This window comes from Mycobacterium sp. (genome assembly GCF_049278535.1).
Classification (GTDB): Bacteria; Actinomycetota; Actinomycetes; order Mycobacteriales; family Mycobacteriaceae; genus Mycobacterium.
Window position 1 is genome coordinate 1 of the sequence record NZ_JBAPMI010000075.1, and the last position, 19,953, is coordinate 19,953.

At 63.2% G+C, this 19,953-nt stretch carries 18 protein-coding genes; 8 read left to right on the forward strand and 10 right to left on the reverse strand.

Annotation, left to right across the window (positions count from 1 at the left end):
* The 6 genes from WAO18_RS04285 to WAO18_RS04310 form a co-directional block, all read right to left on the reverse strand.
* Nucleotides 1-1,025, reverse strand: a 1,025-nt coding sequence (locus WAO18_RS04285; RefSeq protein ID WP_422204151.1) for a thiamine pyrophosphate-binding protein, incomplete at its 3' end; no start/stop codon positions are given.
* Nucleotides 1,026-1,123: 98 nt separating this feature from the next.
* A complete protein-coding gene (locus WAO18_RS04290) occupies nucleotides 1,124-2,266 on the reverse strand; it encodes a CaiB/BaiF CoA transferase family protein (RefSeq protein ID WP_422204195.1) in 1,143 nt (380 codons plus the stop codon).
* A 10-nt stretch (nucleotides 2,267-2,276) separates the two neighbouring features.
* Complete coding sequence (locus WAO18_RS04295; protein WP_422204152.1) at nucleotides 2,277-3,212, reverse strand: SDR family NAD(P)-dependent oxidoreductase; 936 nt, start codon at nucleotides 3,210-3,212, stop codon at nucleotides 2,277-2,279.
* Nucleotides 3,205-5,064, reverse strand: a complete 1,860-nt coding sequence (locus tag WAO18_RS04300; RefSeq protein ID WP_422204153.1) for a flavin-containing monooxygenase — start codon at nucleotides 5,062-5,064, stop codon at nucleotides 3,205-3,207. The genes WAO18_RS04295 and WAO18_RS04300 overlap by 8 nt, the downstream gene beginning before the upstream one ends.
* Before the next feature lie 5 nt (nucleotides 5,065-5,069).
* Nucleotides 5,070-6,425 carry an aromatic ring-hydroxylating oxygenase subunit alpha gene (locus WAO18_RS04305; RefSeq protein WP_422204154.1) on the reverse strand — a complete coding sequence of 452 codons (1,356 nt, stop codon included), beginning with the start codon at nucleotides 6,423-6,425 and terminating at the stop codon, nucleotides 5,070-5,072.
* Complete coding sequence (locus WAO18_RS04310) at nucleotides 6,422-7,273, reverse strand: SDR family NAD(P)-dependent oxidoreductase (protein ID WP_422204155.1); 852 nt, start codon at nucleotides 7,271-7,273, stop codon at nucleotides 6,422-6,424. Before WAO18_RS04310 ends, WAO18_RS04305 begins: the two co-directional genes overlap by 4 nt.
* 176 nt (nucleotides 7,274-7,449) lie before the next feature.
* Between WAO18_RS04310 and WAO18_RS04315 the strand changes: the two genes are divergently transcribed.
* From WAO18_RS04315 to WAO18_RS04330, 4 genes are read left to right on the forward strand one after another with little or no spacing between them, the layout of a single operon-like run.
* Nucleotides 7,450-9,057 (forward strand): SMP-30/gluconolactonase/LRE family protein, encoded by a 1,608-nt coding sequence (locus WAO18_RS04315; protein ID WP_422204156.1) that lies wholly within the window; start codon nucleotides 7,450-7,452, stop codon nucleotides 9,055-9,057.
* Complete coding sequence (locus WAO18_RS04320) at nucleotides 9,050-9,790, forward strand: GntR family transcriptional regulator (RefSeq protein ID WP_422204157.1); 741 nt, start codon at nucleotides 9,050-9,052, stop codon at nucleotides 9,788-9,790. The genes WAO18_RS04315 and WAO18_RS04320 overlap by 8 nt, the downstream gene beginning before the upstream one ends.
* A 14-nt stretch (nucleotides 9,791-9,804) precedes the next feature.
* A complete protein-coding gene (locus WAO18_RS04325) occupies nucleotides 9,805-11,382 on the forward strand; it encodes an AMP-binding protein (RefSeq protein ID WP_422204159.1) in 1,578 nt (525 codons plus the stop codon).
* 1 nt (nucleotide 11,383) lies between these two features.
* Nucleotides 11,384-12,160, forward strand: coding sequence for an SDR family NAD(P)-dependent oxidoreductase (locus WAO18_RS04330; RefSeq protein ID WP_422204161.1), 777 nt, complete (start codon nucleotides 11,384-11,386; stop codon nucleotides 12,158-12,160).
* Nucleotides 12,161-12,462: 302 nt separating this feature from the next.
* Here WAO18_RS04330 and WAO18_RS04335 read toward each other — a convergent pair whose 3' ends face one another.
* Both WAO18_RS04335 and WAO18_RS04340 read right to left on the reverse strand, forming a co-directional pair.
* Nucleotides 12,463-12,936, reverse strand: coding sequence for an SRPBCC family protein (locus WAO18_RS04335; RefSeq protein ID WP_422204163.1), 474 nt, complete (start codon nucleotides 12,934-12,936; stop codon nucleotides 12,463-12,465).
* Nucleotides 12,937-12,948: 12 nt separating this feature from the next.
* The gene (locus WAO18_RS04340) at nucleotides 12,949-13,680 is read right to left on the reverse strand and encodes an enoyl-CoA hydratase/isomerase family protein (RefSeq protein WP_422204164.1); all 732 of its coding nucleotides are present in this window, start codon (nucleotides 13,678-13,680) and stop codon (nucleotides 12,949-12,951) included.
* 353 nt (nucleotides 13,681-14,033) lie between these two features.
* On the opposite strand from WAO18_RS04340, the gene WAO18_RS04345 reads away from it, so the two are divergent.
* Together WAO18_RS04345 and WAO18_RS04350 are read left to right on the forward strand one after the other, a co-directional pair.
* On the forward strand, nucleotides 14,034-15,893 hold the full coding sequence (locus tag WAO18_RS04345) for a hypothetical protein (RefSeq protein ID WP_422204165.1): 1,860 nt from the start codon (nucleotides 14,034-14,036) through the stop codon (nucleotides 15,891-15,893).
* Nucleotides 15,887-16,933 carry an NAD-dependent epimerase/dehydratase family protein gene (locus WAO18_RS04350; RefSeq protein ID WP_422204166.1) on the forward strand — a complete coding sequence of 349 codons (1,047 nt, stop codon included), beginning with the start codon at nucleotides 15,887-15,889 and terminating at the stop codon, nucleotides 16,931-16,933. The genes WAO18_RS04345 and WAO18_RS04350 overlap by 7 nt, the downstream gene beginning before the upstream one ends.
* A 33-nt stretch (nucleotides 16,934-16,966) precedes the next feature.
* Here WAO18_RS04350 and WAO18_RS04355 read toward each other — a convergent pair whose 3' ends face one another.
* A complete protein-coding gene (locus WAO18_RS04355; protein ID WP_422204167.1) occupies nucleotides 16,967-17,188 on the reverse strand; it encodes a hypothetical protein in 222 nt (73 codons plus the stop codon).
* A gap of 146 nt (nucleotides 17,189-17,334) precedes the next feature.
* Nucleotides 17,335-18,570 (reverse strand): hypothetical protein, encoded by a 1,236-nt coding sequence (locus tag WAO18_RS04360; RefSeq protein ID WP_422204169.1) that lies wholly within the window; start codon nucleotides 18,568-18,570, stop codon nucleotides 17,335-17,337.
* Nucleotides 18,571-19,116: 546 nt separating this feature from the next.
* Here WAO18_RS04360 and WAO18_RS04365 point away from each other — a divergent pair.
* Both WAO18_RS04365 and WAO18_RS04370 read left to right on the forward strand, forming a co-directional pair.
* On the forward strand, nucleotides 19,117-19,299 hold the full coding sequence (locus WAO18_RS04365; RefSeq protein ID WP_422204171.1) for a hypothetical protein: 183 nt from the start codon (nucleotides 19,117-19,119) through the stop codon (nucleotides 19,297-19,299).
* Nucleotides 19,296-19,952: a TetR/AcrR family transcriptional regulator gene (locus WAO18_RS04370; protein ID WP_422204173.1), complete on the forward strand. Its 657-nt coding sequence runs from the start codon at nucleotides 19,296-19,298 to the stop codon at nucleotides 19,950-19,952. Before WAO18_RS04365 ends, WAO18_RS04370 begins: the two co-directional genes overlap by 4 nt.
* Nucleotide 19,953: the final 1 nt, after the last annotated feature.

Genomic DNA, 19,953 nt, shown 5'->3' on the forward strand with positions numbered 1-19,953 from the left:
GACGGGGCACGCGGGGTGTCGCGAAGCGCCTCGACCAGCTGCGGCACCACGCCGCGCAGATCGCCCACCAGCGCCACGTCGACGGGCCGGTTGACGCCGATGGCGGTCGGATCCTGCTCGACGTACACCCATTTCCGGTCCGCATCGTTTCCTGCCCAATGCTGGGTCCGGCCGTAGTGCATCGGCTCACCGAGTTCGGTACCCAGCGCGACGCACAGGTCGGATTCCTCGACTGCCTCGTTGGCGGCTGGGGAGAACAAGTAGGGGAACGTCCGCTCCTGCAGTCCCGGGATGAACGAGGTGCCGCCGGAGGTCTGGATAACCGGGCAGGCCATCAGCTCGGCGAGCTCCTTGACCTGCTGTTGGGTACGAGAGGTGTGCACGGCGTGGCCGACCAGCAGAACCGGGCTCTCGGCCTCGCGGATCAACTTCGCCGCTTCGGCCACCTCACGCTCACCCGCGTTCTGGTTGACCAGCCGATACCGATGCGGCGGAAGCGGATCCCCTACGTCGAGCTCCTCGAGGATGACGTGCGACGGAAACTCGACATAAGCCGGGCCGGGGGTGCCGGACATGGCCCGCCGGATCGCCTCGTGGATGATCTCGTCGGTCTGGTCGGCGTACTCGATCGAGCTGCTGTACTTGACCGACGCCGCGAAAAGAGGCTCCTGCTGGACGAATTGGATGCGCCCGCGCCGGACCCGGCGCTCGGTGATCCGGGCACGCTGGCCGCCGAGGAAGATGACCGGCGAGTTCTCTACGAGTGCGCACTGGATCGCTCCTGCGATGTTGGCCATGCCGGGGCCCAGCGTGCCGATACACAAGCCGGGCTTGCCTGTCATGCGCGACGCCGCCTCGGCCATGAATCCCGCGCTTAGCTCGTGATGGGGTGCGACTACTGACCACCCGCGAGCGTCGGCCTCGGCGAACATGTGCACGAAGTTCGGGTCCGGGATACCGAACAGGGCATTTACGCCCTCGGCCTCGAACAGGTCGAGGATGCGTTTATAGACGGGCACGGGCATGGTCTTCAAACTCCTTTAGCGATAGATAACTGTGAGCGGCCTTGACGCCGCAACGTCATTGATGTGGGCAGTCGAAATCAGCTGGTGCACTGAATTTTTCACGATTCAACCTTCAGACCCAGCTGGTCGAGGATCTCTGCGGTGTGTTGACCCAGCTCGGGAGCCGGTCCCGCAACGCAGCCCGGTGTCTGCGAGAACCAGGTGGGGACGCCCGGGAAGCGCACCGGTCCGTGCGGGGTGTCCACCGTCTCGAACATGCCGACGGCGTTGAGATGCGGATCGTCGAACAGCGCGCCAGGTGTATTGAGTGGCGCGGCCGGTATCTCGAGTTCGCGGAGAAGCGTCAACCATTCCGCGGTCGACCGCTCTTTCATGGTCTCGGCCACTAACCCGTAGACAGCATCGATCTGGCGTGCACGCTGTTCCAAGGTCGAATACTGCTCACTGGCCCACCTCGGCTGCACGGCGTCGATGAAAGCGTTCCAGTGCTTGTCGTTGTAGATCAATGCGGCGATGTAGCCGTCGCTGGTGCGATATGGGCGACGGTTGGGCGCCACGGTGCGCGGATACACCGCCGGCCCCAGCGGAGGATCGAACAGGGCACCGTTGGCGTGTTCGACGAGGATGAACGAGGCCATGGTTTCGAACATGGCGACCTCGACTTCCTGTCCCTCCCCGGTGCGCTCGCGGTGAAACAACGCCATGGTTGTCGCGTACAGCGCAGTCAACCCAGCGACCTTGTCGGCCATGATGGTTCCGACAAAATCGGCTTCACCGGTCAGCTGCTGCTGAACTGCCGGCAGGCCGCACTCGGCCTGGATCGTGTCGTCATACGCGGGCCGGTCGCGATCAGGTCCGCGACGCCCGTACCCGTAGCAATTGGTGTAGATGACAGCGGGATTTATGACGGCGACGTCGTCGTAGCTGAAGCCGAGCTTGGCGATGGCTTTGGCGCGCATCGAGTGGATGAACACATCGGCGGTCTCAATCAGAGCGCGTAACGCACACGCCCCGGCATCGGTTTGCAGGTCCAGCACAACGCTGCGTTTGCCGCGGTTGACGTTGACGAACACGCCGCTCATGCCCGGTGCGGGACCGACTGAGATGTAGCGGGTGTTATCGCCCTGTGGCGGTTCAACTTTGATCACGTCAGCGCCCATATCAGCCATGATCTGCGTGCAGTACGGTCCCATCACCATTGCGGTGAGGTCGATTACCCGCACCCCGGCCAGCGGTCCCATGCTCTTCCGGTCAGCCACGAAGTACGCCTTGATCGCTGGAACGCTGCGCGAGTCCGAAGCTGTAGCGGATGTGCTGATCATGGCCGTCAGGAACGACCGGAAAAACCAGCGGTGCCTGAATGTTTCGAATCGTGTCGAGATTCTCACCCACGTCCTCGACCGTCCACGCCGGCTGATATGCGCCGGGGCTTTCGGCGATGACAGCCCGCGCCACCCGACCCGCCAGCGCGATGAACACCTCCCCGGTAACCGAACAGTTTTCGTGTGCGAGCCAACCCACCACGGGCGCAACGAGCTCCGGGTCCATCGGCGGGTAGGCCGAGGTGTCGATGCCGTCGGCCATTCTCGTCACTGCGGCCGGCACGATCACGTTGCATCTGACGCCGTCGGCGGCGCCTTCAAGCGCCGCGACATTCGACAATCCGATCACGCCGGCCTTGGCAGCCGCGTAGTTGGCGACGTCATGGTTGCCGTACAAGCCGCCAATCGACGACGTGAGCACGATGCGTCCGTAACCTGCGGCGGACATAATCGGAAATGCCTGCCGCACAACGTTGAACGCGCCGCGCAGGTGTACGTCGAGCACGGCGTCGAAATCCTCGTAGCTCATCTCTTTCAGCGACCCGCGACGGACATTGCCGGCGTTGTGCACCAAGATGTCTAGGCGACCGTAGTGTCCGAGCGCGGTCCGCACGATCGCACCGCCGCCATCAGGGGTGATCACCGACTCGGTGCAGGCCACGGCTTGTCCTCCGGCCGCTGTGATCTCACTGACCACACAGTCGGCGGGTCCGGAGTCCACGCCCTCGCCATCGAGGCTGCCGCCTGGGTCGTTGACGACGACCTTCGCTCCGCGCGATGCGAGCAGGATGGCGTAGGAGCGGCCGAGCCCTCGGCCGCCTCCGGTGACGACCGCCACTCTGCCGTCAAACCTCAAGCTAGCCATCTATGTTCTCAAGGACCAGACCATCGAGGTCGCCGTTTGCGCGCCATTCCTTGAGCAAATCATCGAACACGTAGAAACCCGGCATGTAGGGATCGCCGATCGCCGAGCGAATGCCCTCGCCGCCACCGCCGCCCTCGTTGTTGTAATAGCCGGGCGTGCAGGAGACCGCGAATTCTGAACTGTCTATCGAGGACTCGCGAATCGTCTTGATCCAGGCGTCTTGGGCTTCCTGGCTCGGCTCGACGGTGGTTGCGCGGCGCGCGATCGCTTCGGAAATGATGTAGGCAATGTGTTCGGCCTGCTGTTCGAGCATCGCGGTGGTGTTCCCTGCCACCCCGCCCTGGATGAAGCCGGTGAAGAATTGGTTGGGGAAGCCCCGGCTGGTCATCCCATGGAGTGATTTGTAGCTGTCACGCCAGTGGTCGAACAGGGACAGGCCGTCACGTCCTTCGATCACATCGATTGCGTACCGGCGCCTGATATCAGTTGTGATCTCGAAGCCGCTCGCGAAGATGACGCAGTCGACGTCGTACTCCACCCCGTTGGCGACTATCCCCTTCTCGGTGAGCCGTTCCACGCCTTTGGATTCCGAAACGTCAACCAGCGTGACGTTCGGGCGATTGAACGTCGGCAGGTATTCGTCATTGCTGCAGGGTCGCTTGCACATGAACCGGTAGTACGGTTTGAGCGCTTCGGCGGTTTCCGGGTCGTCGACGAGCTCCTCGACGCGCATCCGCAACCGCTCCATGACCTTGTAGTCCTCTTCTTCACGGAAGGTCATGATCTGATCGATGGACAGTGCCGCGGGATCGTCGGTGGCCGCGATACGGGCGGTCAGGTTCCGCCCGAGTTCGGTCCAGAAATCACACACCATATCGGGCTCGTCGAAGACCGCACCTTCACCCAACGGCGACCAGCGGTGAAAGTTGCGCTTGCGTTTCTCCTGCCATCCCGGCTGCAACGACTCCGCCCACTGCGGGTTCGTCGGCTCGTTGCCCCGTACGTCCACCGATGAAGGAGTGCGCTGAAAGACGTAGAGGTGCCTGGCGTCTCGGCCCAGGTGGGGAACGAGCTGCACCCCGGTTGCACCGGTACCGACGAGCGCCACGCGTTTGTCACGAAGTTTGTGCAATCCGCCGTTGGAATCCCCACCCGTGTAGTCGTAATCCCAACGAGCGGAGTGGAACATATGTCCGTTGAAGTCCTTGAGACCGCGGATGCCGGGCAGCTTCGGCCGATTGAACGAGCCCTGTGCCATCACGACGAACCGAGCACGAATGTCGTCACCACGGTTGGTGCTCAACCGCCAACGCTTGATTGTTTCATCCCAGCGCGCCGCACGAACCTGGGTGGAGAAGATGGCGCCGTCGTAGAGTCCGAAATGCTTTGAGATGCGGCGACAATGCTCATAGATCTCGGAACCGTCAGCGAACTTCTTGGAGGGAACGTATTTGAGTTCCTCCAGCATCGGGATGTAGCAGTAGGCGTCGTTGTCACACTGGATTCCCGGGAAACGATTCCAATACCAGACGCCGCCGAAGTCACCGCCCATCTCGATGACGTGCACGTCTTCGACGCCGGCCTTCTTCAGGTACGCGCCCGCCAGCAGCCCGGTGATGCCGCCACCGAGCACCGCGACGTCGATGTTCGCGTCGATAGGGGTGCGCGGTGTCACAGGCGTGTGAGGATCAACCTCCGCGAACTCCGCGAAGTCGTCCTTGAGTTCCAAATACTGTTTCGAGCCCTCCGGACGCAGCCGCTTATCGCGCTCGAATAAGTACTTCTCGCGCAGCGCGTCGATATCGATGCCGTCCGGCGTCTGTGTCGGGCCGCATGTCTCGAACATTGTCATCTATCTCAAAGCTCCTGCGGTTCGCCGGTACCCATGTACTTCGACAGTTGGTAATGGAGGTTGACCGTGCTGCGTTCCATGTATGGGTTGGGCTTTGTTCCAGTGAAGCCAAGCGATTTCATGCCTTGCTGCACGGCGGCCATGTTCGAGAAATCCTGCGGGAAGACGGTGCGCCAATTGGGGTCGTCGGCCGCCAAGTGCTGCCACTCGGTCTGCGGCTCCTGCCCCTCGGGGTAGAGCTCGTAGCAGGCCGCTTCGAATATGCAGCTGTTCGGGTCGTAGCCGTTGGGCCGGGCGCTATAGCACAACGCCGTCGTAAGCCCTTGTCCGATCTGAAAATTCGGGAAGATCTGCCATGCGGTACCGCTTTTGGCCAAGTGCTCGGGGTCAATGATCGGCCAGATCACGCCGCGGGCAGCGTCATCGCTTCGCGCAGCGGACAACCAGTGGCTGAGCACCTGGTCGGCCGGAGCGTCCTCCGGCAGTTCGTCCGCCAACCGCTTGGCGGCGTCCACCAGCGTCTTGGTAGTGGTGGCGTTGGTCTCCTCCAACGTGTAGACCTGCATTTCGGCCGTCGAGATCCGCGGGTCCCCGGTACCGAGTCGGATCTTCGACTTCGTCTCGTCGAGACCTTTGGGCGCGTCGTAGCCGATGTTGCTGTGCTTGCCCTGCGCCTTCGCCCAGCCGCGGAATGTGCCGAACCTGTTGAACTGCGGGTGCGTGGTGGCGACGTGGTAGGTCTCGTTGAACGCCTCGATCGCCACCTTCCAATTGCATTGGAAGGTCAGCCATTTGCGCCATTTGACCCGCATGTTCTGTAGTCCGAACGGATCGAGCATGGTCGCGGCCGGTTCGAGATAGTCGCGCAGCGGCTCGCAGTTCGGATCCAGGTTGATGAAGACCCAGCCGCCCCAGGTGTCGACTTGGACCGGGGCAAGGTGGGTGTTTTGCGGCGTCAGCGAGTCTTGCCAGTCCTGCTGCTCGGGGATGTGGGTGCAAGCGCCGTCCAGGCCGTAGGTCCAGCCGTGAAATCCGCATACGAACGACTTCTTGTGGCCGCAAGCGTTTTTCGCGTGCTCCGGCACGTCGACCAGGCGGCGGCCGCGGTGCACGCACACGTTGTGATGGGCCTTGAACGTCTTCGGTCCGGTGCGCACAATGATCACCGAGTCGTCGAGGACGTCGTAGGTCAGGAAGCTGCCGACTTTCGGCAGGTCTTCGACCCGGCCGACTTGCTGCCAGACCTTGCGCCACAATCTGTCCCGCTCGGCACGGGCGTAGTCCTCGGACAGGTAGGCCTCGACGCCGATCGTCGCTGGAGTGGAAAGCTGTTCGGGTGCCTCGACTTCAACGTCGGTCATTCCATGCTCCTTATCGTTGCTCGGAAGGAGTCGTCCTTGAGAAATAGCGAGGTGTTGTCGGCGCCCAGATGCGTCCACTTGAGGTCCAGCCCGCCATCCACCAGCAGAGTCTGGCCGGTGATGTAGCTGGACAAGTCGGACAACAGGAACAGAATGGCGCCGGCGATTTCCTCGGGGCGGCCGCGTCGGCCCATCGCGATGGCTCGCCGATCACGCTCGGCGTCCTCGTCGACGTAGGTGAGGGAGGCCGGCGTGGCGGTCACTCCGGGGGCCACGGCGTTGACTCGGATCTCGTCGCGGGCCAGTTCGACGGCCATCGTCCGCGTCATCGCCGCGACCGCCGCCTTCGCGGTGCCGTAAGCGATGTGGAACGGCGCGGTGTTCATTCCGCTGATCGACGAGATCGACACGATCGAGCCGCGGCGCTTAGCGGACTTCAGTTCCGCGGCCACGGCCTGGCTCATGAAGAACGCGGTTTCCAGGTTTTGGGTGAACAGGTCGCGCCAATCGCCGCGGGTCACCCGGGTCGACGGCATCCAGGTTTCCGGCGCCGCCCCGCCCGCCACGTTGACGAGACCGTGCAGGTCGCCGTCGGCGCGCTGCGCCTGCTCGATCGCGGCGGCCACCCCGTCCTCGGTGGCGACGTCGGCGGACACCGGGACGATCGATAATCCGCGCTCGACCAGCGGGACGATGTGGTCGTCGAGGTTTTCCTTGGATCGGCTCACCGCGATGACCGTCGCACCGGCCTCGGCGACCATCCGGGTGACAGTGGTGCCGATACCGCCACCGGCGGCGCCGGCCACTACGACCACGCGCCGCTCGAGATTGAGCAGGTTATCGACCACTAGACGTTATAGACCTCTTTGTCCGGACAAAATACCCCGATGCGCACAATTGAGAATATGATTCTCTGCAAATGGCCAAGCGTCAAGTGTCCCCTGTTGAGCTTTGCTTGGCTATTGTCTGGACCAGACTCGGTTGCTAACGTCACCGGCTGGAACCGCCGCGGAGGTCATCACCGATGTTGCTGCAAGAAGGGCGCTCCGGCGCAACCGGGTCGCCGTCCCTCGCCGAGGGCTGGGCCATGGAGCGGCTTACGCCGCCGAGTCGACTGTTCGGCGCCAACGGTCTGCGGACCGGTCCCGATGGCCGGATCTACATCGCGCAGGTGACCGGTAGCCAGATCAGCGCGCTCGACGTCAGCAGCGGCCGGCTGGACGTCGTCAGCCCCAAGGGGGGCGACATCATCGCGCCCGACGATGTCGCCTTCGGTCCGACCGGTGACCTCTACGCCACCGAGGTGATGGACGGCCGGGTCAGCGTGCGCGGCGGCGACGGCCACACCCGGGTGCTACGCAGTGACGTGCCGTCCGCCAACGGCATCACCGTTCATCAGGGCCGGTTGTTCATCGGCGAATGCCGGGAAGGCGGCAGAATTCTCGAGCTCGACCTGAACGGCGGCGAGCCGCGGGTGCTGCTGGACAGTGTTCCATCGCCTAACGCGATGGAAGTCGGCCCGGACGGTTTGCTGTACTTCCCGGTGATGGGCGCCAACGAGATTTGGCGGATCAGCCTCGACGGCGGCGTGCCCGAAACCGTCGCCACCGGGCTCGGTGTACCCGACTCGGTGAAGTTCGATTCGTCGGGCCGCATCGTTTCGACTCAAGTGCACAGCGGACAGGTCTTGCGCATCGACCCCCGCAACGGCGAACAGAGTGTGCTGGCCGATCTCCATGCGGGCCTTGATAACTGCACCTTCGTCGGTGATCGGTTGTTCGTGTCGAACTTCACCGGTGAGATCACCGAAATCCTCGGTGACGGCGCGACTCAAACCGTATTGCCGGGCGGGCTGAACTGGCCGCTGGACCTGGCCGTCGGCGCCGACGGCAACCTCTACGTTGCCGACGGCACATACTTCTACGTTTTGCGTCCCGACCACACATTGCACACCGTGGGCATGCTGTTCAGCCCGGGCTATCCGGGATTTCTGCGCGGGCTGGCCACCGCGGGCCCGGGCGAATTTGTCGTCACCACCTCGGGTGGTCAGGTGTCGCGCTACCGGCCCGACAGTTGCGAAACCGACGTACTGGCAGATGGATTCGACCAGTTGTACGGCGTGGCGATCGCCGGCGACGGCACCATCGCGGCGGTCGAGCTCGGGAAGGGACGAGTGTTGTCGATCCGGCACGGGCAAGTCGAGGTGATCGCATCCGGCCTGAACGATCCGGTTGGGGTGGCGGTCGCTCCCGACGGCGGCTGGCTGGTCTCGGAAGCGGGCGCAGGCCGAGTGGTCAAGCTCACCGGATCCGGCGTCCACACGGTAATTGCCGAATTAGGCTGTCCACAAGGCATTCTGCTCGACGGGAGCCAACTGTACGTCATCGATGCCGGCGCGAAAGCGCTGATCGCCGTCGACCTGGAAAATTCGACACGCCACACCATCGCCTCTGGGTTACCCGTCGGCCCTCCGCCCGGTGTCGTCCCCAAGCCGTTGAAAGGCATGCCGCCGTTCTCCGGGCCGCAGGGACCGTTCGCCGGCATCGCCGCCGGTCCAGACGGCACGCTCTACGTGTCCGCGGACGCCGACGGCAGCGTGCTCGCGTTCCGGCCGGACGGTCCTCATGACTGACACCCAACCGACCGACCACCGCTACCTTCAGGTGGCGCGGGCACTGCGCAAGGAGATCGTCGACGGGGTATACCCGGTGGGATCGCAGCTACCCACCGAACACCAGCTGTGTGAACGCTTTTCGGTCAGCCGGTACACGGTCCGGGAGGCGCTGCGACGGCTGCGCGACGACAATCTCGTGGCGTCCCGGCCCCGGGCCGGCACGCTCGTCGTGCCACGACCGTCCTCGGATTCCTATGTTCAGGACGTCGTCTCGATCAACGACCTGCTGGCCTTCGCGACCGGGGCGCAGTTCGCGATCGAATCCACCGGGATGACCCTGATCGACGACGAGTTGGCGGCCCGAACCGGCCTCGACAGCGGCGAAGAGTGGCTGGCCGTCAAGGGTTTTCGTCGGATCGATGATGCGGAGTTCCCGGTCTGCCGTACCGAGTACTTCATCAATCGGGCGTTCGCCGGGGTGGGCCGGTTGCTGGCGCGTCACACCGGCCCGATCTTTCCGTTGATCGAAGACATCTTCGGGCTGAGCATTGTCGAGGTTCGTCAGGAGATCGCCGCGGTGCTGATCTCACCGAAGCTGGCCGGCCAACTCAGCGTCGAGGTCGGCAGCCCCGCGCTCGAAGTGCATCGGACCTATGCGACGTCTGATGGTGAAATCGCCCAGCTGACCATCAATACGCACCCAGGGTCCCGTTTCCGCCACTCGATGACGATGCGACGGGTCCGCGGCTAATCTCAGATGCGGCGATGTCGAACACCAAACTGATCGGTGAGCGAGCGGTCCGCTGGGACGACGAGCGGGCCGCCGAAGCCTATGCGCACGGGTGGTGGGTGCGCGAGACGCTGACTGATGCACTGGCCGACGCCGCACATCGCACACCGTCTCGCGTGGTGCTGATCGACGGCGACTGCCGGGTCGATTGCCAAAGCCTGTACGCGCAAGCGAAGGCGCTGGCACAGGCGCTGCTGGAGCGGATGCCGATCGGCAGCGTCGTGTCGTTCATGCTGCCCAATTGGCATGAGGCCGCGGTCATTTACCTGGCGACGACGCTGGCCGGAATGGTGGCGAACCCCATTCTGCCCTCGCTGCGAGATCACGAGCTGCTTTTCATCCTGAACGACGCGAACACGCGGATGATTTTCGTGCCGCCGATTTTCGGGCGTCACGATTATCCGGCGATGCTGGCCCGGGTCGCCGCGCAGATGGACTCACCGCCCGAGATAGTCGTCGTGCGCGACGGTGCGTCGTTGCCTGAGCCGACCGCGCCGACAACGCAGTTGCCCAGACTGGAACCGGATGCGGTACGGATGATCCTGTACACGTCGGGGACCACTGGACGGCCGAAAGGCGTCCTGCATAGCCATAACTCGATGCATGCACTAATCAGCCAGATCCGAGACCATTGGCAGATCGAGCCCGGTGACCGCTTCCTGGTCCCGTCGCCGATCGCACACATCGGCGGCTCCATCTACGCGTTCGAATGTCCGCTGCTGCTGGGAACGTCCGCCGTGCTGATGGACCGTTGGGAGGCCGACGTCGCCGTCCAGCTCATCGGTGACAAGCGATGCACCCATATCGCCGGTGCCACACCGTTCCTCGAGCAGTTGCTCGCGGCGGCCGAGCGCGCGGGAACCCGACTGCCGGAGCTGAAGTTGTTCGTGTGCGGCGGCGCTTCGGTATCGCCATCGCTGATCCGCCGGGCGGCAGACTATTTCGAGCACGCTGCCGTTACCCGGGTGTACGGCTCGACCGAAGTCCCGGTGACGACGGTCGGCGCCCCGCTCGATCGTGATCATGCCGCGGACACCGACGGACGGGCCGGGTTCGCCACGATCACCCTGAGTAGCATCGACGGAGAGATCCACGCCCGAGGCCCGCAGATGCTGGTCGGCTACCTGCACCCCGAGGACGAAGACGAATCATTCGACACCGAAGGCTATTTCCGCACCGGCGATCTGGCCCGCTGGGTCGATGGCGACTACCTCGTCGTTACCGGACGGGTCAAAGATCTCATCATCCGCAACGGCGAGAACATCGCGCCCAAAGAGATCGAGGACATTCTGATCGGCCATCCCGGGGTCGCGGAGATCGCCGTTGTCGGCCTGCCCGACACCCGCACCGGGGAGCGGGCGTGCGCTGTGATCGTCCCCACCGACCAGGCGCGGCCCGATGTGGCAAGCCTTCGCGACTTCCTGCAGTCCCGGGGTGTCGCTACCTTCAAAGCGCCCGAGCAGGTTGCCATCTGGGAGGCGCTACCGAGAAACGACGCCGGCAAGGTGCTCAAGCACCAGATTCAAGCGGCGCTGACAACAACGGACGGATGACATGCAGGTAGCTATCGTGACCGGCGCGACCGGCGGTATTGGATTCGGATGTGCAACCAAGCTCGCCGAGGCGGGCATGGCGGTGCTGGCGACCGGCCGTAACGAGGAACGGCTCTCCGAGTTGGCCTCAGCCATCGGCGATCCCGACCGGGTCCAGACGGTGGCAGTCGATCTGACCGACGACGACGGGCCCACCCGCGTGGTCGAGGCGGCCGTCGAGAGGTGGGGCCGGATCGACTTCCTGATCAACAATGCCGGAGTGGGGAATCCGACGCCGTTGCATGGCACGGACGACGAGACGCTGGATTACTTTCTCAACGTGATGCTGCGGGCGCCGTTTCGGCTTGCGCGAGACGTGTTGCCGCACATGGAAGCCGGCTCGGCAATCATCAACATCACGTCGACATTCGCCGTCGTGGGCGGGCTTCGCGGTGGCCCGTACTCCGCGGCCAAAGGCGGCCTGACAGCACTGACCACCCACATCGCCTGTCAGTACGGATCGCATGGAATTCGCTGCAACGCCGTTGCCCCTGGGGTGATCCAGACAGCGATGACAGCAGAGCGCCTGCAGGACCCACGATTTCGCCGGATGCAGGTGGAAATGACTCCGCACCAACGGCTGGGCACCGTCGATGATGTGGCGAGCACCGTAGCATTCTTATGCTCTCCCGGAGGGAGTTTCATCAACGGACAGACGATCGTGGTCGATGGCGGATGGAGTTCGACGAAGTACCTGTCGAAATTCGCCTTGACGTCGGAGTGGACGGAACCGCGGTAACCCTGTTCGCGCTGCTGGACCAGACCGCGCATCGGTTTCCAAACCTCGGTGCGGTGTACTACGCGGCGATTGGCCCGGTACGGGTCGCCTTCTAACTCGCGATGCCGATTCATATAGATCGCACAGAATTCTTCGGACCCGTTCATCCACAGTCGCGATTTGATCCACAGGGCAGGGGTTGCACTGGCCGGCGAGGCCGGACTCCTCCGCGGAAACCCCGACCCGCCAGACGATGTCGACAACTGACCGGAGTACCGATCCGCCACCATCGCAGGTGACAACTCGCGGCAAATTCGACGACTCTATGCCCGAGGCGGGCCCGTTTCGAAGTGGCTGCGGATGCCGGCCAGCATGGCGATGTGCGCGTTGACCGCTTCGCGCTGGGTCATCGCGGCAAGCAACCGAGGAGCCGCGATGGTCAGGCGTTCCGTCAGACGCGTGCCCGACTCGATCGGCTCGAAACTCACGATGCCGTTCAGTCGCACCCGGGGAAACTGATGGGCCTCGGTGATCACATCTCCGTGCCGTGGGACCTCGACTTTCGCCCAGTAGGTTATCCCCAGCGACAGTGGCCCCAACGGAATCCGGTCGTGGACCCGATAAGTCTGCTGATAACCATCGGCCGTCCGGTCGTGCGATAAGGCCTGCACCGAAACAACCAGCGGATGAACGACTTTGATGTTGTCGAGGTCGACATAGAAGTCTCGCACCTGAGCCGGCGGTGCCGGTATCTCTTCGCTGAGTGCGCGGGTGGCGCGGGCGATCCAAAGGCTCACGGCGGTGCGATCTCAGCGACCGCGGGCCAGGGACTCGAGGAACCTGTTGATGCGGTCACGGGTCTCCTCCGATATCCAACTGGCCCGTACAGCGGCGTCCGTGGACGTACCCGCATCGATCGCGGCACGCACCGGCCTGTGCAGCTGTCGCTTGGTGTCGGCGTACGCCGCCGGCGAGTACTGACCGAGTTCACGCGCGCTGGTCAGGGCCTGAGACAGCACCTCATCCTTGGGGACCACCGCGTCGATCCATCCGCGGGCCAACGCGGTCTCGGCGTCGATTGTCTTGGCCTGCAGCGCCGCACGGGCCGCTGATATCCCCATCGCATCGCGGCAGATCTCGAGCGCGGCCACCGGAAAGGGGACACCGACAGCAAGCTCGGTGAGACCGATCGTCCCACCGGACATCAATCGAACATCGGCACACATTGCCAGCACGCAGCCGCCGGCGATCGCGTGCCCGTTGATCGCCGCGACCACCGGCGCCGGGTGGTCATAGATCGCGAGAAAAGCCTCAGACAGCGCGCTGACGAAGCGTCCGGTGTAGTCGGTACCGCCGTCGGCGAGGGCGCGCAGATCGACACCGGCGGAGAACGCTCGGCCCGCCCCAGTGATGACGACCGGTCCCTCGACGCTTCGCATCGAGGCGATGATGCCTTCCAGCAAGTCCAGGTCCAGCGCATTCACCGGCGCATTGTCGAATCGGACGATCGCCACACCATCGGCTGTCTCGAGCTTTGTCACGAGTCCTCCGCTCTGCCGCATCGTAGTATCGCCGCGAGGCACCCCACGATTTTAAGCCGCCCCCGTCCAGGGTTGGTATGGCGGCACTTCACCCGCCGAAAAGGCGGCGATACCAGTTACAGAATTTTCCGGATCAAGATCAGGTGATCGACATCAAGGGCTCTTCAACGACGTAAAGTATTGGAGCGATGGAACGCGAGAGGCGAATGTCTGGCCTACGGGCCGCCGTGCTGAGCGCAACATATTCCGGCGACGGGCAGAACCCCGTTGCAGACGCTCTTCGGCGGGCCGGCTTGAAGTCCGCACTACGGAAGAGAGATTCCGGCGATCGTTCTGGTCGTGCTGTTGTGCTCGTGCCACTGGACCCCTCGGCGATGCCGAATGCCGGCGTGTTGCACGATTTGGTCGACGCACTCGCGGAGCGCGGGTGGTCGCCGGTGTCCGTCGGAGCTGCCCTGTCCCAGCGGGCGACTGATCGCGGGATCACCGATGTCAACGGTGCCCTCATAGACGCCGGCTACCTCGGGATCACGGCTGCGGGCAACAGCTACGAAAGAATAGATTTTGCAGCCGGTTTGGAGCCTTCGCTGTGTCCGCCGTCCAGCGTGCTAGCCGGAGAACTCGTAAGTTCCACGTGGGCGCAGGCCGGCGCGCGGGTAGTTGTGGCAAGGTGGACTGGCGACCCACAAGAGCATTTTCGCGGGTGCGTTTCGACGATCATTGATTGCGCGGGCCCCATACCGGCAGCGGCACCGGCTGACGTAGCGGCGGCTATCGTCGCGCACTTCCCACCGACGTTCGCCATCATTGAGGTGCGCCGCGACGAGGACTCCTACACGTTGATTGCGAGTGCCAACGCCGTGCTGGCGGATGTGGTCAGCGCGGTGATGCACGGAGAGGACCCGGCGGCCTCAAGCCTGGTCGACGGATGCCTGCAATCTCATGGCCTCCCTGCTGCCTACCGCGTAGTGGGGGCTGTCGAGCCGCTCCCGGTCTCGGCGACGAACAAGCCGTCCATGAGCGATGCACTGCGGCGACTTGATCAGTCACTGCCGGACGGCGCCCGGATCTTGCGGGTCTTGATGTCCGGCAGCGGAAAGGATCGCGACGTCGACGAGCTGCATCGATGGCTGCAACGCGTAGTTGGCCCATGGGTCGATCCTGGCTCACCCAGCAGTCCGGCGGCCGTGACCGCGATCAGTTACGCCTTGGCGACCGCAGCCGACTCGATCTCTGCCTGGCAGACCAACTTCAGTAAAGACAAGGTGCGACGGACCGCTGTTCCACTGGGCTTCGATGCCCGACAATATCGGGCCGCCGACTACCGCCGAATTCCAAAGTATTTAAAAAGATTCAGCGCGCTGCTGGACGCGGCGCCGCGGCAGAATCCGTGGGTGCACTGGTGCTACTTTGACCGATCGGTGCTGTTCTCGGTCGAACGTGTGGTCAACGCCGAATACGCCGACTGGATAGCCAGAGTTGACATCGCACAGGGCATCAGCATGATGGCCGATTACCTTGGCGGCCGCGTCATCCCGATATCACGCGATGATGCCGGCCGCGTCGTCACGCAGGCCGAACGAAACATCTATCTGCCCCAACCGAATTATCTTGCCTTCTGGGGCGGCAAGGTCATCGATGTCTGCAAGATCGAGTTGGTCGAGTACCGACCCGAGCACTGTCGACTTAGTTGGCGAACGGTGCTGAGCCCCAACGATTCCGCGGCCTACGACGATGGTGAGCTCATCTTCGCCGACAACGGCGACCACACAACGCGACTGACGATCTCGGGCCGTCAGCAATTTCGGCTGCCACCGTTTTGGGAGATCGTCGACCTTGATCGCTACCCCGAGGTGAAGGCGCCTCTTGTCACCGACGCGTATCGGCGTTTCTTCAACGCGACGTTTGACAACTTCGAGGCCTGCTTTGAAGGTCGGCCGTATCAGATCGGCGCCGACGTCCCGGCGCCCTCAGTTGCATTGCCAACAGAAGCCTGGTCGGTCTATCTGGACATCGCCCGGGAATGGCTCGCCGAGCGCGACGGCATCGCCGACGCGTATCACGTTGATGAGCAAGGATTTCGGCATTTTGCCGGCACGAAGAGCGCCGAACCGAAGGTGTCTTCGCGGCGCTGGTCGGATGCCTTGCGCCCGCTGCTCGACGAATACGTCGTCGCGCTCCGCACCGACATGGCCCGGATGCCGCAATGGTGAAAGTGGCTGTCACCGGCGTAACCGGGATGATCGGTGGCGCGGTAGCTAAGCGCTTCGCGGAGCACGGGTACACGGTTCGCGGCATCGCCAGACGCCAAGTGCAGCCCAACGAGTTGCCGTTCGAGATCGCAACGGCCGCTTTGGAAGACCGCCAGGAACTCCGCTGCGCTTTGTCCGAATGCGAAATCGCTGTCCACTGTGCGGCCGTGTACGCATACGGCGCGCACAACCATGCCGAAGTGTCGACCATCAACATCGACGGAACGCGGATGCTGATCGATGCTGCAAAGGACGCCGGCGTGCGTCGAGTCATCGTCACGTCATCATCGGTTACATCGGGATCTAGCGCGGACGGCTCTGTCCGCGATGAGCGCTACCGAATTGGGAACGAATATGCTCCGCCGTACTTCCTCAGTAAGGTGCGCCAGGAACAAGTCGCCTTGCAGGCGGCCGGCGATGATCTCGAGGTGATTATCACCTGTCCCACTGTTGTGATGGGCGGCCCGTCGTCTCGGCTGGTACCCAGCAACGCGATCGTCCTTCGGTACCTACTGGACTTCTTCAGGTCCACCTTCCCCGGCGGATGCAATGTGGTGTCGCTCGAGGACGTGGCACTGGCGCATTTGATTTTGGCCGAGAACGGAGCCCCAGGAGAGCGTTATCTTATTGGGTCAGAAAATCTGTCATGGCGGACGTTGCACTCGCTAATTGCCGACCTGGCCGGTGTCGCGGGACCACGGATCGAAGTTCCTACCGCCGCCGCCTACGTTACGTCCGCGGCCGCCGAGGCTTGGGCGCGCTTCGCGGAAACTGAACCGCTGTCGACGCGCGAGGAGGCACTGACCATCGGGCGGTACTACTGGTACAGCCACGACAAAATCGCGCGCCTGGGCTATGCGCCAAAACCCGCGCGTGCTGCGATCGCCAACGCATTGGCGTGGCTGCTGAGCAGCACGCAGCTGCCACGGTGGGTACGTGAAAGCCTGCGCCCACTTCCCGAGGTGCGCACCAGCCGTGCCTTGATCCCGCGCCCGCTGTAATTGACCGCCATACTAAAGACCGGCAGCGCCGAACTACGGCTCGCCGGCGGCGCTACCGCGATCCACGGGGGCCCGCTTGATCGCTGAGTCAACCGCCGTAAGCACCTCGTCCCCGGCCCGGGTGGCGATCTTCACTAATTCAGCCGCATACCTGAAGTTCAGGTCGGTGACGGCTTGCCAATAGTTCGCGGCTTCGCGCCAGACCGATTCGACGTAGGCACGACCTGTGTCGAACGCGGCTTCGCTGTCCTTCACCGCGTCTCCCACTAAATCCGCGAACTCGCCGCTCAGACGTGTCTGAGACTCGATGGCCTCTCGCGTCAGATCGGCAACCTTGCTGACGGTCTCGGAGGATGCCGCAGCAGCTGCGGATGCTGGGGTTTGCTTTCGAGCGGGTGACATCATTCGTTCCTTTCGGTGCTGCCAGGACTGACGAGGTAACTGTGGTGCAGGCCGAGTCGCGGATCGGCAAGGGAAGAAAGGCGCTTGTCGTACTCCTGAAGATCGGGCAGTTGCACACGGAGCCGCCTTTTCAGCGACGGGTAGTCGTAAACCGTAATGTGATTCTGTCCCCGGTTGGCGGTGAAAAGCAGGGTCTGGTCGGCAGAGAGCTGGCATCCGTACACGCCATCCAGCAGCGCTCCTCGGGTAACTTGCAGGCCCGTCGCGTACAGATGTGACTCGGTGAAGAAATTACCGCGCGACACCGTGTCCGCGACTGTCGCGGAAAGCTGACGCGAATATCCCCACTGCCCCAGCAGTCCGGGATGCTCGTCGATCAACCGATGGTTGCTCATCGTCTCGAGATCGACCAGCACGACCGTTTGGCTGCCGCCAGTGCAGAAGATGAGTTCGGTGTCGCTGATACAGACATCGGAATTGATGTGCGCTGGAACCTCTTTGCCTGCCGACCAATGCCGCAGAATCTGGCCGGATTCGGCATCAATCTCGTATGCATACTGCCGCAAATGGGCCATCCCCCACTGCTGCCAGTCTTCGCGCCCACTGGGGAGCACTCGGAACGAAATTGCATAGAAAACGTCGAGCACCGGATGGCAGACCACATGCCAAGCGGTCGTCGGCAGCGGAACGCGTATCGCGTCGCCGGTTTCCAGATCGAAGATACCGACCTCGCGGGCCTCACCGCGCTTCGGATGATCCATCCCACCGTAAACCAGGTAACGTCCGGAAGCGGTGCGTCTCATCGCGTGCGGGATCTTCAACCGATGGGGGCCAATGGGTTCGGCCTTGGTGAGGCGGTTCAAGTCAAACTTCCACAGCTGCTCGCCGACGCTGGCGATAAATTCTGTGGCGTCGAGCCACACCAGATGCGTCGTGGACTTGATCGACGTGTCGGGAACCTCGAAGCGCAGGGTCGAAATGCGATCTATCTCGTCCAGCGTCGCCGGATCGTAGAAGAGGAGATGCTGGCCCATGTTTCCAAGGAAACCGGCGCTGCGTGTCGGATCCACATTCGGTGCATGTCCGCCGGCGACCCCGCCAAAGAACACCACCTTGTACGCATGTGCCTCGGTATGTGGATCGTATTTGAATAGGCACACACCCGCTCGGCCTTCAAGGCCGTTAAGCCCTGCGCCGTCGAGGGCGACGTGAAAGGCATACGGGTAATCGTGCATATGTCCTCTACCGCAGCCGGGCCAGGTGCAGGACAATGCTTTCAGCATTGCCAATAGATGGCAACAGCTAGGTTTTGCCATCCCGATGAGCTGCACAGTAGGGCGCGCCTGTGCGATCCACGTCAGATTCGCCAATCCGAAGGCACGGTAGGGGATTCGCGCTTATTACAGCCCTGGCTTCTGCTCGGCGGAAATCAGTAGTTCTCCCGATACGCGTGAGGCTCCCCGAGAGGCAAATGCGAAGGTTGTCCCCCGGCTTAGGGCTGGCCGCTTCTGAGATTCGCCGCGGCTGCCGCACACGCCGAGCAACAACTGCCCGGCGGGGTCAGGTCGTCGGCGATTGGGACTCGGGCGCTTGCCGCAACTACCACTTCTCCGATGAGAACTACCCACCTGGGCCACACATGCAGGCGGAACCGGCCCGGCAACGCGTGACCCCAGTGCGGCGGCATCGCCCATTGACAGTCTGCGGGTCCCCTGCCACTGTTGTCGGATACTAAACGAAAACAATGTTCTCAGATAACGGCGGCTGGAAGTGGAGGCGACGTGAGCGCAGAGCGGCCGATTGCGTGGTTGCGGCACTCTCGTTCCGTCGAGCAGTGGGCCCGCGGGCATGAACCCGGGCCGCAAGGCGCACATGATTACGACCTGGCGGACGACGGACTGACGCCCGAGCGTGTCCGCGAGTGGTGCTTGGACTACCTCGCGACGTGCGACGCGACCGCATGACGAGCCGCGTTCGGCGACGGCGAAGCAAGCTCGCCCCAGATCCCGACGTGCGACAGACTATCGTGACCGCCGCCTCAGAGGCGTTGCGTGAACAAGGAGTTCGTGGATTCAGCGTCGCCGCGGTCCTCGATCGCGCCGAGTTGAGCACCCGCGCGTTCTACCGGCATTTCGATTCGAAAGACCAGGTCGTCGCTGCGGTTTTCCTGGAGATGGCGTACGCCGAGAAGCGAAGACTGCAAAGGAAAATGGCGAAGGCCGCCAACCCCGTCGATGCGGTTGTCGCATGGATCGACGGTCGCCTTGATCTGGCGTTTGACGAGAACATCAAATCGGATCTGCGTCGCCTGTCGCTGGAGGCCCAGTCACAGATGTTCGCCGCTCCGGAGCTGATTCAGCCCGCCTACGAGCAGATGCTCAAACCGCTGATCGAACAGCTCAACGATGGGCTGCGCCGAGGTGTGTTCCACGATGTGGATCCGGCGACCGAGGCACAGTCAATTCAGGGCGTGGTGTGGGCCAGCACTGAACGGCACTGGGCAACAGGCGATTGCGCACGAACCGAGGTGCGCCGACAGGCTTTACGTTTCTGCCTACGTGGTCTTGGGGTTGATCCCGAGATCATCGCTGACATCGCCGCGCGCGACCGACTATAAG